The following is a 13,345-nucleotide window of genomic DNA, read 5'->3' on the forward strand; positions in this document are numbered from 1 at the left end:
GCGGCTCCTAGAGAAGGGGAGCCGGGTCAACGCGGGGCGGCCGGCTTGGCTCCCACATGCTCGATGCCAAGGCTCTCACAATGTTGCGCCTGGCGGTGACGCTCGGCGGCTCGGGCCTTTTGATCTTCGCTACGCTGGTCGTGGCAGGCGGGGCACGAAACGCCCTCGACGTAGAGCGGTGAAGCTTGGTCCGACGGGCTGACCGGCATCCGGCAGCCTCGGCACAGGACGTGGGTCCCTTGCGACAGACCGTGGCCGACCGCGACGCGCTCGTCGAACACGAAGCACTCGCCGCGCCACAGGCTCTCGGGCTCGGGGACCTGCTCCAGATAGTCGAGGATGCCGCCCTTCAGGTGGAAGACGTCCTCGATCCCCTCGGCCTTGAGGAAGGCGGTCGACTTCTCGCAGCGGATGCCGCCGGTGCAGTACATGGCGATCTTTTTCGGCGGGGCCGGGAGGCTCTCCCGCCAGTCGCGGAACCAGGCCGGGAAGTCCGAGAAGCTGGCGGTCTTCGGGTCCAGCGCGCCTTCGAACTGGCCGACGGCGACCTCGTAGTCGTTGCGGGTGTCGATGACCACGACGTCGGGATCGGCGATCAGGGCGTTCCAGTCGGCGGGCTCGACATAGGTGCCGGCGTCGGTCGGATCGAGATCCGGCTCGCCCAGGGTGACGATCTCTTTCTTGAGGCGGACCTTCATCCGATAGAACGGCATGCGCTCGGCCCAGGCGGTCTTGGGGGCGAGGCCTTCGCAGCCGGGCAGGGCGCGGATGTGGTCCAGCACCGCCTCGATGGCGGCGTCCTCGCCGGCGATGGTGCCATTGATGCCTTCAGGAGCCAGCAGCAGGGTGCCCTTGACGCCGAGGCTACAGCACAGCGCCGCCAGCGGCCCTTGGATAGCCGCCGGGTCCTCGAACCGCGTGAAACGGTAGAGCGCGGCGACGCGGACGTCAGCCAAGGCGGACCTGCGCGTCGTGCTGGATGCGGGCGACCATCGACTTCAGGCCATTGGAGCGTTGCGAGGACAGGGCTTCGGAGAGGCCCAGCTTGTCCATGGCGCCCTTGGCGTCGAAGGCGGCGATGTCGGCGGGCGTGCGGCCCGAATAGAGCCGCAGCATGATGGCCACCAGGCCGCTGACGATGTGGGCGTCGCTGTCGCCCTTGAACACCAGGGTCCCGTCGGCCTGGGGCAGGGTGACCAGCCACACCTGGCTGGCGCAACCGCGCACCTTGTTGTCCTCCGAGCGCTCGGCGTCGGTCAGGGGCTCAAGCTCCTTGCCCAGCTCGATCACGTAGCGATAGCGCTCTTCCCAGTCGCCGAGGAGCTCGAACTCGTCGGCGAGGTCGTTGAGGGCGGTGTCGATCGGGCTGGTCATGGCGGCCAATTAGGGGGCGCGCCGGATCAAGGCAAGCTTCCCGCCTATGCGGCGGGAAGGATCAGTCGCGCCAGGAAGCCCGCGCCCAGGCTGGAGGACAGCCGCAGTTGGCCGCCCATGGCGCGCGACAGCAGGTCGACGATCGGCAGGCCCAGGCCCGCGCCCTCGTGGCTGCGGGTCAGGGTCGAGCCGCCCTGTTCGAACGGTTGCAGCAGGCGCGGCAGTTCCGAGCTTTCGACACCGGGACCCTGGTCGCGGATGGTGATCTCGATCTCGCCGCCGATGCGGCCGGCGGCGACATGCACGACTCCCCCGGCAGGCGAGTGCGTAACGGCGTTCTGCAACAGATTGGAGAGCATCGTTCTCAGGCCGCGGCTGTCGGCGATGACCGAGGGCAGGGCGCCCTGGCCGATGACGTGGACGATGACGTCGCGGCGCGCGATCTCGCCCTTCAGGATGTCGATGACGTCTTCCAGCGCCTCGTCGAGAGGCTCGGGCGTCATCTCGATATCGGTGACGTGACCTTCGAGCCGGGCGATCTCGACGATCTGGTTGACGAGCTTCAAGAGCTTCATGCCGCTCTCGTGCACGATGCCCGCATATTCCTTGTACTGCGGGCTGCCGAGCGGTCCGTAGAGCTCCTGCGACAGGATTTCGGAGAAGCCGATCACGGCGTTCAGCGGGGTGCGCAGCTCGTGGCTGACCATGCGCAGGAACGAGCGTTTGCGATCGTCGAGGGCCAGGCGCCGGCGCTCGATCGCGGCCGCCCGGCGGTCGGCCGGGGCGGTGTCCGCGAACGTGCGGTCGGACAATGCGTCCAGGGACGCCGGTTCTGGCATGATGGGCTCCCGGACCTTCTGTCCGTGATGATTCAGACCGGAAGGATGCCGGTTGGCGCTTACGATTCCGTTTCCGTCCACAACGCTTCCACGAGGAAAGGTCGCTTAACGATTGTGCGGCCTTGGAGGGAGGGGCTCTGGCGCGTTAAGGTTTGACGACGGCGCCTCCCCGCCGCGCTTGCAAGTCGAACGGCCCTTGGAATTCGAGACGCTTCCAGACCCGATCAGACGCTCCGCCCCTCCGGCGGGGTTCGATCCCGCGCACGCGTGGCGCCTGGGCTGGCTGGCGGCTATCTGTCTGGCGGGCGCTGCCGCGCTGTTCGCGCACAACACCGGCGGCTGGCCGATCTGGGCGGCGCTGGGCGCTGGCGCGGTCCCGGCCCTGGCGGCGCTCCTCTTCTCGCGTGACAACGAGCGGACCCAGTCGGTGCTGCTGGTCCTGTGGGCCGTGGGCGGCTCGCTGGCGGCGGTGCTGACCGGCGGCGTCTCCGGCGCCATGGCGGCCTGGTGCCTGGCCCCCGTCGCGGCCGCCTCGATCCTGGACCAGCCCAAGCGCTTGGCCGAGGGCGCGGCGCTGGCGCTGATCGGCGGCTGCGTGGCCGCCCTCAGCCAACTTTCGGGCCTGGCCCCGCCGGCGCCGACCGGCCCGCTGGCCTTTGTGCTGGGCTTCCTCGCCCTCGTCACCACGGGCCTGGGCCTGGCCGCCGGCCTGCTGATCGGCCGTCGCCATCAGGGCGCGCGCGACGATCGCTATGCTTCCGAGATCATCGGCCTGGAGACCCTGCTGGACGGCCTGCCGCATCTGGCGGTCGCCATTCGTGGCCAAGGCCAGGTGACCGCCGTGCGCGGCGCGCCGCCGCGTGGCGTCACCACGGTCGACCTGGTCAATCGCGGCCTGACCGGCGCGGCCGCCCCTGGCGACCGCCAGCGCCTGACCGCCGCCATCGCCGCCGCCCATCGCGAGGGCGCGGCCAGCCTGACCTTCAATCCCGCCTTGGGCGTCGAGCGCATCGTGGCTCTGGACCTAGCCCGTGTGGCGCCCAACCAGCTGGTCGGCGTGCTGCGCGACGTCACGGTCGAGCGCAACCGCGAGACCGCCCTCGACCAGGCCCGCGCCGACGCCGAGGCCCTGGCCTCCGGCCGCGCCCGCTTCCTGGCCAACATGTCCCACGAGCTGCGCACGCCGCTGAACGCCATCATGGGCTTCTCGGACATCATGCGCGCCCGCATGTTCGGCCCCTTGAGCGACCGCTACGCCGAATATGCCGAGCTGATCCACGAGAGCGGCGGTCACCTGCTGGACCTGATCAACGACGTGCTGGACATGTCGAAGATCGAGGCCGAGCGCTTCGAGCTGCAACGCGGGGTGTTCGACGCCCGCGAGGCGGTGCAGGCGGCCATGCGCCTGCTGCGCGTCCAGGCCGACGGTGCGGGCGTTCAGCTGCGCGGCGTGCTGCCGCCGGGCGAGCTGGAGGTCGACGCCGACCGCCGCGCCCTGAAGCAGATCGTGCTGAACCTGGTTTCCAACGCCCTGAAGTTCACGCCGCGCGGCGGTCAGGTCACGGTCACGGCCCACGGCTATGACGGCGTCTTGGAGCTGATCGTCGCCGACACCGGCGTCGGCATTTCCCCTGAGGACCTCGAGCGCCTGGGCCGTCCTTATGAACAGGCCGGCGGCGCCGAGCAGCGCGCGCGTGGTACGGGCCTGGGCCTGTCGCTGGTTCGCGCCTTCGCCAAGCTGCATGGCGGCGAGATGACGATCGAAAGCCGCCTGGGCGCGGGCACCAGCGTCTCGGTGCGCCTGCCAGTGCTGCTGGCGCCGCTGAAGTCGGTGACGCTGGAATCGCTGACCGAGCCGACGCCACAGACCGAAACGCCGGTCGTCGAGGGCGAACCCAAGCCGCCGACCGCCCTGGGCGACAACGTCATCGCCTTCGCGCCGCGCTAGCTAGCGTAGGAAAGCGCGGCCCGCCGCGAAATCACCGACCTCGACATAGGCCTTGCGGGTGACTTCGTCGCCGCGACCCGTGAAGGCGAACTCCACCGTCACCGCCTCGCGCGGATCCAGCTGCGAGATCGCGTCGGCCGCCGCCGGCGGGAAGCGGAAGGCCAGGCCCGTCTTGGCGCCGGTCGGCAGCAGGGTGAGGGGGGCTTCCTCGCGAGTCTCGGCGTTGAACACCAGGCTGGCGTTGCGCGGCGCGACCTTGGCGGCGAGGTTTCGGCCGGCGTTGGAGGCGATGTAGGGGCCCAGCGTGCGGTTGGTGTCGCGCACGATGATCCGGGCCGAGTAGGGGCGCTGGCCGTTGTCGAAGGTGGCCACGGCCGTCAGCGCCTTGGCGCGGCCGGCCAGGCCGAACATCAGGCGGTCGCCGCCGAAGCTGGACGGTTGCGACAGCCGCCAGACGGGGATGGTCGCCGACACCGAGCGCTCAGCCTTCCAGGAGGCGACGTCGCCCGGATAAATCTGGCTCAGCATCTGCGAGTAGCCTTCAAAGGCCTTCTTCACGCGGCCGGCCGCCAGGGTCAGGTCCTTGGAATCGCAGGCCGCGCCGGCGGCCTTGGCGCGCGCGCGCTGTTCCAGGGCGGTGACCTGAAGCTCGCTGGCGCCCGAGCGCAGCGTCGCGCCGCGCGCCTGGGCTCGGGAGGCGTCGAGGGCGGCCCCGACCGTGGGCGTGAACAGCCGGCAGCGGCCGTCGGCCGCCGTCATCAGCGTGCGTTCGTAGAGCTGGTCGGCGGCGTTGGCGTACAGCGCGGTGGGGACGGCGAACGTCGCCAGCCCGATCGCTGCCCCGATCCATCGCGCCACGCGACCTTTCTGGTCGGTATTTGGCGTCATATTCTCGTATGCTTCGAGACTTGAAGGGGCATCCATACGCCCCGTGGGGTTGCGGTTCGGTTAGCGATGCTTCTTTCGACGGATATCTGGGTCGGCGCCTTGATCCGGCGCGCCGAGCTGGGCGGCGCCTTCGCCATGGTGGCCCGCAAGGGCGACCAACGGGCCGGGGCGGTGCTGGTCAAGGTGGTCGATCGCCGGGCCGGGACCGCCAAGCTCTACAGCGAGGCCACGCGCGGCGACGGCGAGCGCTTCTGGATGCAGCCGGTCCGTTCGGAGTTCGAGCCCGACCTCGACGCCTATGCCGAACGCGCCGCCCGCATCGACCCGGACGTCTGGGTGGTCGAGATCGAGGATCGCGACGGCCGGCACTTCCTGACCGAGGCCGTAGAAGCTTAGAGCTGGGCCTGAATCTATAGGTGGAGCGTTTGTGGAGAACTCGACTCTAGGGACGCGTTAACCTTGCTCCTAAACCGGACCTAAAGCGTGTTTGCGGCATGCTGCGTGAGCTTTCGAACCCCAGCTCAGAGTTCAGCAGCCAAGTATCCGCCATGCTTTTCCTTATGAACGACGTCATCCTCAGCTTCGACGCGGCCGATCTCGCGCCGCCGATGACGCGCGACCGCTTCGCCGCGCTGTCGCTCAACTATGTCGGTGAGCTGGGCAAGGAACTGTTCGCGGAAGAGCCGCTGCTGCACCAGAAGGATCGCGAGCGGGCCGAGCGTCTGGCCGCCCTGATCGTGGCCAAGGCGCCGGACGTCAATGCGGCCCTGTTCATCGCGCCGGGCCGTGGCTGCCGCAAGGAAGACGTCCAGGTGCGCTATGCGCAGCTGAGCATCGAGGTCATGGCCGCGCTGTTGCAGCGCCAGAATTCGGGCGCGCTCACCAACCTGGAAGCCGATCGTCAGGTCTGGCGGCGTCTGGCCGCCTAGAGCCCTAGAACCGAACCAGGGTCATCAACCAGCTTATCGTCACCGCCAGGACAACCAGTCCGGCCACGGTGATGCCAAAGCACAGCGCGCTGTTGGCCGGGTGTTGCCGACCCGGGGCGCGATGATGGTCAAGCAGGGCCATCGTTCGATTTCCTCCATTCGCCCGGCGATCTGACGCCGCCGGTGCTGGATGAGGGAAGCATGACTCCAAACCCATTCTTCGAATAGGGCCTTTTTGACCCATTTCCGGGCGTATTGTCACAGCTGTGATGGAACCGCGGCCACGCTGGCCCCAGAAAGTGGGTTGAAGCCTGTCGCTCGGCGCGAATAGCCTCAATTTAAGATTGCGACCGTATCGCGATCAGGGGGAAGCGTCATGAGTGCGAAGCGTTGGGGCGCGGCGGCGATGTTGGCCGGCGTTCTGGTCAGTGGCGGCGCCCACGCAGAGTGGCTGAAGGCCGAGAGCAACCACTTCATCGTCTATGGCCGCAGCGAGAAGGCGGTCCGCACCTACGCCACCCAGCTGGAAGACTTCGACGGTCTGCTGCGCCGCCTGCACGGCCGGCCCAGGGACGAGGTCATCACCCGCAAGCTGCCGGTCTACCTGGTCGCCGATCTCCAGGAGCTGCAGCGTGTTCAGCCCAAGCAGGAGCGGGCGGCGGGCGTCTACTACCCGGCCCCGGACGAGACCTTCGTGGTGGCCATCCGCGAGGGCGTCACCGACGACAGCGACCAGAACCGCGGCGACGACGCGGTGCTGCACGAATACGTCCACCACTTCATGATGCGCTACTATCCCAGCGCCTATCCGGCCTGGCTGATCGAGGGCTATGCCGAATACTACATGACCGCCGATCTGGGTTCGAAGCGGCTGATCGTGGGCGGCGTCAACGAGGGGCGAGCCCGCAGCCTGACCCAGCCCGGCGCCTGGATCCCGATCGAGGACGTGCTGACCAAGAGCACCGGCGAGCTGGCGAAGGCCGACGGCGCATCGTTCTACGCCGAGGCGTGGCTGCTGACCCACTACATCGTCTCCGATCCGGCGCGCTACAAGCTGTTGAAGCCCTATCTGAACGACGCCAGAGACAGCCGCGACCCGATCGGCGCCTGGCAGCGCATCTATGGCGACACGCCCGACGGCCTGCGCCGCAAGCTGACGGACTATATGAGCCGCCCGATCCCCGGCGGCGCCCTGCCGCGTGGAACCGAGGGCGAGCCGGCCATGACCGTCACCAGCCTGCCGGCCGGGGCGGACTATCTGCTGCTGGAGAACCAGCGCATGAATCTCGGCGTATCGGACGCCGACCGCGCCGCGTTCATGGTCGACATCCACAAGCGGGCGGTCAAGGCGCCGAAGGACCGCTTCGCCCAGCTGGTGCTGGCTCGGGCCGAAACCCGCTACGGCGACCGTGCGGCCGGAGAGGCGGCGCTGAACAGCCTGCTGACCGCCGATCCCAACGACGAGGACGCCCTGATCGTGCTGGGCGAGAGCCGCATGTCCGCCGGCAAGGCCGACGCGGCCATCCGTCCGGCCGCCTATGCCGAGGCCGCCAAGCTGTTCACTCGGGCCTTCAAGCTGGACCCGAACAATCCTGGCCTGCTGCGCGACTACGCCAACAGCAAGCAGCTGGAGCCGCAGACCCAGGGGCTGGTCAATGTCCGCCTGAAGGCCGTCGAGCTGGCGCCGGAGGTCGGCCTGTTCCGGCTCGAGGCGGCCGAGGCGCTGGTCAAGACCAACGACCTGCCCATCGCCAAGGCCGTGCTGATGCCCTTGGCCCGCAGCCCGCACAGCAGCGCCACGACCGACGCGGCCCAGACCATGGTCAAGGCGATCGACGCGGCCATGGCCAAGGCGTCGGTCGGCAATGCTGGCCAGAACGGGGAAGGTGACAAAAAGGGCTGATGGGGCTAGTCCCCGCGCATGAGCTCTTCCCCCGCCGCTGAAGCCGCCCGTCGGCGCACCTTCGCCATCATCAGCCACCCCGACGCCGGCAAGACCACGCTGACGGAAAACCTGCTGCTGGCCGGCGGGGCGATCCGGGCCGCCGGCGCCGTGCGCGCGCGCGGCCAGACCCGCCGCACCCAGTCGGACTGGATGAAGATCGAGCGCGAGCGCGGGATCTCGGTCTCGGCCTCGGTCATGACGTTCGATCACGACGGCCTGATGTTCAACCTGCTGGACACCCCGGGCCACGAAGACTTCTCGGAAGACACCTACCGCACCCTGACGGCCGCCGACGCCGCGGTCATGGTGCTGGACGCCGCCAAGGGCATCGAGCCCCAGACCCTGAAGCTGTTCGAGGTGTGCCGCCTGCGCGACATCCCGATCATCACCTTCATCAACAAGATGGACCGCGAGGCCCAGGACCCGTTCGAGCTGCTGGACGAGGTCTCGTCCAAGCTGGCCCTGGATCCGGCGCCGCTCTACTGGCCGGCTGGCTCGGGCGGCCGCTTCAAGGGCATGCTGGACCTGCGCAACGACAAGTTCATCCCCTACGCCAAGAAGAGCTCGACCGACGACGAGGGCCACCCGGACCCGATCGCCTTCAAGGGCAATGCGGTGGTCCAGTACCTGGACCCCGAGGAGAAGGCCGAGCTGGAAGACAACGCCATGCTGGTCACCGAGGCCGGCAAGCCGTTCGACGTCCAGAGCTTCCTGGAAGGCCACATGACGCCGGTGTTCTTCGGCTCGGCTCTACGCCACTTCGGCGTTTCCGAGCTGCTGGCCGGCATCGGCGCCTACGCCCCGCCGCCGCATCCGGCCAAGGTGACCAAGGCCGGCGCCGAGACCCACGTCGCCCCGGGCGACAGCGAAGTCTCGGGCTTCGTCTTCAAGGTCCAGGCGAACATGGACCCCAACCACCGCGACCGGATTGCCTTCCTGCGCCTGACCAGCGGCCGCTTCACGCGTGGCATGAAGCTGAAGGCCCAGAACACCGGCAAGGCCATGAGCGTCAACGCGCCGATCATGTTCTTCGCCAGCGATCGCGAACTGGCCGAGGACGCCTTCGCCGGCGACGTGATCGGCATCCCCAACCACGGTGTCCTGCGGGTGGGCGACAGCCTGTCCGAGAGCGGGTCCATGCGCTTCGCGGGCCTGCCCAACTTCGCCCCGGAAATCCTGCGCCGCGTGCGCGTGAAGGACCCGCTGAAGGCCAAGCACCTGAAGAAGGCGCTGGAAGGCCTGGCCGAGGAAGGCGTCACCCAGCTCTTCCGTCCGATGATCGGCAGCGACTTCATCGTCGGCGCCGTCGGCCAGCTGCAGTTCGAGGTCATGGCCGACCGCCTGGCCAACGAGTACCAGCTGGACTGTATCTTCGAGGCCAGCCCCTATGCCGAGGCCCGCTGGCTGGGCGGCGACCGGGCTGATGTCGAGGACTTCGTCAGCAAGCACAAGTCGGCCATGGGCCAGGACATCGACGAGCAGCCGGTGTTCCTGGGCAAGTCGTCCTGGGAAATCGGCTATGTCGCCGAACGTTATCCGAAGGTGCGCTTCGAGCGGACCAAGGAACGCGCCTAGCGGCCCCGACGACTGTCGTCCGGGCCGTCCGCGATCGCCTGCAGGCGCTGGTAGACGGCCTTGATCTCCGGATCGGTGGTGTTGATGGCATAGGCCTTGGCCGCCGCGCGACGGGCCTCGACCAGGTCCGGGGCTGCGCCGCCCTTGCGCTCGAAGCGGTCGATCCACGACGCGGCCTCGACCGTGGCCAGCATGGCGATCTCGGTCTGGGACGCGACCGCCTTCGAGGCCCAGAAGTCGCGGGCCGTCTCGATCGCGCGGTTCGGGTGGCCGCCGTGGCGCTGGAACCAGGCCAGGTGCAGGGCGATGTCCGACCACGGCGCGCCCAGGCTGTGGGCCAGCTCACGCCATGACTGCGCCAGTTGCGCGCCCTGGCGATAGAGTTCGTTGCGCTTCAACGCTCTCACCCACGGCCCACGCAAGGCGCGTTCGGGCAGCTTGCCTTCGCGGCGCGCCATCTCGGCGGCGTGGACGGCTTCCAGATCGTCGACCGAGGCGAAGGGACGGGGATACTCATCGCCCAGCTCAGCCTTCAGGCGCTGGAGCCGCTGTTCTTCCGGCGAAACGCAGGCCTTGATCGCCGGGACCGCCGGATGGTCGGCCGGCGCGACCAGCAGACAGTCGACCAGGCGCGGGAACGGGATGCGGACGCGGCCGCAGACGATCGCTTGGCGGGCCATGTCGACCTGGGTGATCGGCAGCGGCTCGTCGCACTCGCCATCGTCGATCGCGCAGCCGACCAGCAGCGCCGGATCGGCCGCGTCCGTGCGTAGCCAGCGCTGCAGCAGGCGGCCATCGATCTCGGTCTCACTCATAGGGGGCAGATAGCCAGCGACTCGGCCGGCGTCGAGGGAGAGGGATTGGCGGTGTCGCTGCTTCACAAAATCACAGGTTGTGCCAATCTGGCGCCATTATCCTTGATGGAGTCCGATCATGACCCCTGGAAAGCTCAAGCGTTACGCCATGTTGGCGCTGTTGGCCGTCACCGCCGTGGCTGGCCCGGCCGCTTCGCAGGCCCTGAACCTGGAAATCTTCGTCCAGTTCTATGGCGACGAGGACAAGACCCACCTCGTCGGTGAGACCTACCGTGGCTGCGACGGCAACGGCTACACCTGGGGCGTGCGGACCTTGTATTCCAACCGTACCGTGACGCCTTGCCCGTAGGGTGACGCGCTGGTCTATGGGCGGCTTCGGATCGGAGTCGTCCCATGACCGTTCGCCCCCTCGCCATTGGCCTCGTGGCCCACGATGACAAGAAGGCCGCCCTGGTCGAATGGGCCGTGGCGCATGAGGCCTATCTCAAGGACAAGGCGCTGTTTGGCACCGGCACCACCGGCGGGCGGATTCTCGAAGCGCTGCCGAAGCTGAACCTGGTGCGGCTGAAGAGCGGCCCGCTGGGCGGCGACCAGCAGCTGGGCGCGATGATCGCCGAGGGGCGGCTGGACGTGCTGATCTTCTTCGTCGATCCGCTGTCGCCGCAGCCGCACGATGTCGACGTCAAGGCGCTGATCCGCATGGCGACCCTGGCCGACATCCCGTTCGCTTGCAATCCGGCGACGGCCGACCTGATCGTCGGCCGGCCCGGCTAGCCCGGGAACTTCAGTAGGTTCGGCTTGGGGATCGCGGCCTTGAAGCTGCCGCGCGACTTGGCCGTATCCAGGCCGAACTCCGCCCAGGCGTTGAGGAAGCCGTTCGCCGCGTCGGCGGGCGCGGCCGGGATCAGTTCCAGAGCGGGACGCGCGGCGACGGCGGCGCGGGCGGCGGCCCAGGCCTGCGGCTCGGCCGTGGCGTAGACGCCGTCCGAGGCCACCAGCTGTCCGGCCAGGTCCGGATCAGCGAAGCGCAGGGTCACCGACGTTTCCTTCGGCAGGTCCGACAGGCTGTCCAGCGCCTCGGTCAGGGCCGACAGGCTCATCTTCGCGGCGCTGGTGCGCCGCTCGCCGCCGGCCGCGCCCTTGAGGGCCGCGGCGCCGGTCTCGCCGTCCATCCGCCGCACGAAGGACCAGCCGCCATAGCCCGGATCGGGACGGCAGAGGCTGGCGATCCAGAGGGTGACGGCGGCCATGGAACGGGCTCCCGAAAGGTCGTTGCTGACCGCCTTCTAGACTGCTTCGCGGCCAGAAGGGGAGGGCGCCCGTGAACGAAAGGTAAACTGGGTCTTAAATCTTATAGTTAACGTCATTTTTAGTTCAGTGAACAAAGTTCTAAGAAATCACGACGTTCTGCGGCCGTGCTTGTATTCGGCAAAGCAAGAAGTGTGCCAATTCACTACATCCTCAACCAAAAAGGCTGAGATTCGGAACATGGTGTAAAAACATAGGAAATATTTATGGTTAACGCGCCGTAAACACCCATTAACCACTTGTTAAAGTCGTTGGCTCCGGTTTTGCTGATTGTGCGTTGAACCTCTGTCGGTCTGTGCCGACGTGGGACGATCCGTAGGCGGAGTGCGCATGTTCGAGTTCGGACGGGATCTGAAGCGGTTGTTTGGTGTGGACGCCGACTCCAAGGGAGCGTGGCGTGAGGGTCTGACCGGCGGCGACACCTCGCTGCTGGAGCTGCTCGACCTGCGACTGTTGAATAACGAGGCCCGCTCGGCCGACGTGGTGGCCGGGCGCATCGGCGCCAAGGACCGTGGTGCGCGCCTCTTGGAAGCCGCCGTCGTCTGGCGCGAACTGGCCCGCCGTAGCGGCGACGCCACCGCTCTTAGAAAGGGCGCGGCCCAGGCCGAGTCCGCCGTGAAGATCCTGGAGACCGAGCGTCGCCACGACGCCCTGGCCGCCGCCCGCTGCGAGCAGGCCGTGCTGGCCATCCTGGGCGCCGACCTGTTCGGCGACGAGGGGCTGATCGCCGCCGCCTCGGCCACTTTGGCCCGTACGCCGGCCAATCACCGCACGCCGCTGTGCGCAGCTCTGGCCGCCGGGCTGGAAGGCCGCGCCGCGCTGCAGGCCAACGATCTCGATCGCGCCCTGGCCGCCGTCCAGGCCTATGAAGCGCCGCTGCGCGCCCTGGCCGCCGCCAAGCGCGTCAAGGGCGGACCCGCCCGCCTGCTGCTGGCCGACCAGCGCGCCGCCCGTATCGAATTGATTCTGGCCTGCGGCGAGCGCCTGAAGGACCGCGCCCTGGCCGAGTTGGCCGTGTCGGAGGCCAAGACGGCCGCCGGACTGCTGGACTCCGATTTCGAACCGCTGGCCTGGGCCCGCCTGGAAGGCCTGCGCGGCCAGGCCCTGGTGCTGCTGGGCGAACTGGACGGCGAGCTGTCGCACATCACCAACGGCGTCGAGGCCCACTTCGCGGCCGTCGATGTGCTGTCGCCCGATCACAGCCCGATGGACTGGGCCCGTGGCGGCGCCGCGCTGGGCACGGGCCTGCAAGCCCTGGGCGAGGCCTCGACCAGCGAGCGCGCCTTCGAGCAAGCCGTCTCGGCCTATGACCGCGCCACCCAGGTGCTGAAGGCCCAGCCGGCCTTGGCCCTGCGCGCCGTGGTCGCCAACAACCGCGCCCTGTGCCTGGCCCGCTGCGCCGAACTGACCGCCGACCTGGCGGTGCTGGACGCCGCCGAGCTGGCCTTCAAGGCCGAGCTAGCCGCCGCTCCGGGCGGTCGCGATCCGGCTAGCTGGGCCGTGGCCCAGATGAACTTGGCCCGTCTCTACGAGGCCCGGGTCGAGATCACCGGCCGCGACGACGGCCGCCTGGCCCGCGCCGGCGCGGCCCTGGCCTGCGCCTTCGACGTTTTCTCGGAGCTGGGCCTGCGCTCGCTCACCGACCTGGCGGCACAAGGCCTGCAACGACTGAAGCAGGCCCAGGCCGCCTGATCCGAAATAGGACACACGGCGGCGGAAAGGCC

General features: G+C 68.6%; 15 protein-coding genes. 8 read left to right on the plus strand and 7 right to left on the minus strand.

Features of this window, described 5'->3' with window-relative positions; genetic code table 11:
* Positions 1-26: 26 nt before the first annotated feature.
* From trhO to AC07NI_RS17610, 3 genes are read right to left on the minus strand one after another with little or no spacing between them, the layout of a single operon-like run.
* Positions 27-956, minus strand: a complete 930-nt coding sequence (gene trhO, locus AC07NI_RS17600) for an oxygen-dependent tRNA uridine(34) hydroxylase TrhO (protein ID WP_494621423.1) — start codon at positions 954-956, stop codon at positions 27-29.
* A complete protein-coding gene (locus AC07NI_RS17605; protein WP_494621425.1) occupies positions 949-1,374 on the minus strand; it encodes a SufE family protein in 426 nt (141 codons plus the stop codon). Before AC07NI_RS17605 ends, trhO begins: the two co-directional genes overlap by 8 nt.
* Before the next feature lie 44 nt (positions 1,375-1,418).
* Complete coding sequence (locus AC07NI_RS17610) at positions 1,419-2,213, minus strand: sensor histidine kinase (RefSeq protein ID WP_494621427.1); 795 nt, start codon at positions 2,211-2,213, stop codon at positions 1,419-1,421.
* A gap of 196 nt (positions 2,214-2,409) precedes the next feature.
* Here AC07NI_RS17610 and divJ point away from each other — a divergent pair, with 196 nt between their 5' ends.
* Positions 2,410-4,161: a cell cycle sensor histidine kinase DivJ gene (gene divJ, locus AC07NI_RS17615; RefSeq protein ID WP_494621429.1), complete on the plus strand. Its 1,752-nt coding sequence runs from the start codon at positions 2,410-2,412 to the stop codon at positions 4,159-4,161.
* Here divJ and AC07NI_RS17620 read toward each other — a convergent pair whose 3' ends face one another.
* Positions 4,162-5,049, minus strand: a complete 888-nt coding sequence (locus AC07NI_RS17620) for a hypothetical protein (protein ID WP_494621431.1) — start codon at positions 5,047-5,049, stop codon at positions 4,162-4,164.
* A gap of 66 nt (positions 5,050-5,115) precedes the next feature.
* Between AC07NI_RS17620 and AC07NI_RS17625 the strand changes: the two genes are divergently transcribed.
* Together AC07NI_RS17625 and AC07NI_RS17630 are read left to right on the plus strand one after the other, a co-directional pair.
* Complete coding sequence (locus AC07NI_RS17625) at positions 5,116-5,445, plus strand: DUF1491 family protein (RefSeq protein ID WP_494621433.1); 330 nt, start codon at positions 5,116-5,118, stop codon at positions 5,443-5,445.
* Positions 5,446-5,597: 152 nt separating this feature from the next.
* Entirely contained in the window at positions 5,598-5,978 is a 381-nt protein-coding gene (locus tag AC07NI_RS17630; RefSeq protein ID WP_494621435.1) for a hypothetical protein, read from the plus strand.
* A gap of 4 nt (positions 5,979-5,982) precedes the next feature.
* Here the strand turns inward: AC07NI_RS17630 and AC07NI_RS17635 are convergent, their stop codons facing one another.
* A complete protein-coding gene (locus AC07NI_RS17635; protein ID WP_494621437.1) occupies positions 5,983-6,120 on the minus strand; it encodes a hypothetical protein in 138 nt (45 codons plus the stop codon).
* 234 nt (positions 6,121-6,354) lie between these two features.
* On the opposite strand from AC07NI_RS17635, the gene AC07NI_RS17640 reads away from it, so the two are divergent.
* Together AC07NI_RS17640 and AC07NI_RS17645 are read left to right on the plus strand one after the other, a co-directional pair.
* Complete coding sequence (locus AC07NI_RS17640; protein ID WP_494621439.1) at positions 6,355-7,881, plus strand: tetratricopeptide repeat protein; 1,527 nt, start codon at positions 6,355-6,357, stop codon at positions 7,879-7,881.
* Between the two features lie 18 nt (positions 7,882-7,899).
* Positions 7,900-9,498, plus strand: coding sequence for a peptide chain release factor 3 (locus AC07NI_RS17645; protein WP_494621441.1), 1,599 nt, complete (start codon positions 7,900-7,902; stop codon positions 9,496-9,498).
* Here AC07NI_RS17645 and AC07NI_RS17650 read toward each other — a convergent pair.
* Entirely contained in the window at positions 9,495-10,313 is an 819-nt protein-coding gene (locus AC07NI_RS17650) for a hypothetical protein (RefSeq protein ID WP_494621443.1), read from the minus strand. The genes AC07NI_RS17645 and AC07NI_RS17650 overlap by 4 nt on opposite strands.
* 118 nt (positions 10,314-10,431) lie before the next feature.
* On the opposite strand from AC07NI_RS17650, the gene AC07NI_RS17655 reads away from it, so the two are divergent.
* Positions 10,432-10,662 carry a DUF6289 family protein gene (locus AC07NI_RS17655; RefSeq protein WP_494621445.1) on the plus strand — a complete coding sequence of 77 codons (231 nt, stop codon included), beginning with the start codon at positions 10,432-10,434 and terminating at the stop codon, positions 10,660-10,662.
* 44 nt (positions 10,663-10,706) lie between these two features.
* The gene (locus tag AC07NI_RS17660) at positions 10,707-11,087 is read left to right on the plus strand and encodes a methylglyoxal synthase (RefSeq protein WP_494621447.1); all 381 of its coding nucleotides are present in this window, start codon (positions 10,707-10,709) and stop codon (positions 11,085-11,087) included.
* On the opposite strand, the gene AC07NI_RS17665 is transcribed toward AC07NI_RS17660, so the two are convergent.
* A complete protein-coding gene (locus AC07NI_RS17665) occupies positions 11,084-11,563 on the minus strand; it encodes a ribonuclease H (RefSeq protein WP_494621449.1) in 480 nt (159 codons plus the stop codon). The genes AC07NI_RS17660 and AC07NI_RS17665 overlap by 4 nt on opposite strands.
* A 388-nt stretch (positions 11,564-11,951) precedes the next feature.
* Here AC07NI_RS17665 and AC07NI_RS17670 point away from each other — a divergent pair, with 388 nt between their 5' ends.
* The gene (locus AC07NI_RS17670) at positions 11,952-13,313 is read left to right on the plus strand and encodes a hypothetical protein (protein WP_494621451.1); all 1,362 of its coding nucleotides are present in this window, start codon (positions 11,952-11,954) and stop codon (positions 13,311-13,313) included.
* Positions 13,314-13,345: the final 32 nt, after the last annotated feature.

It is taken from the genome of Caulobacter sp. GW821-FHT10E02, assembly GCF_059415225.1.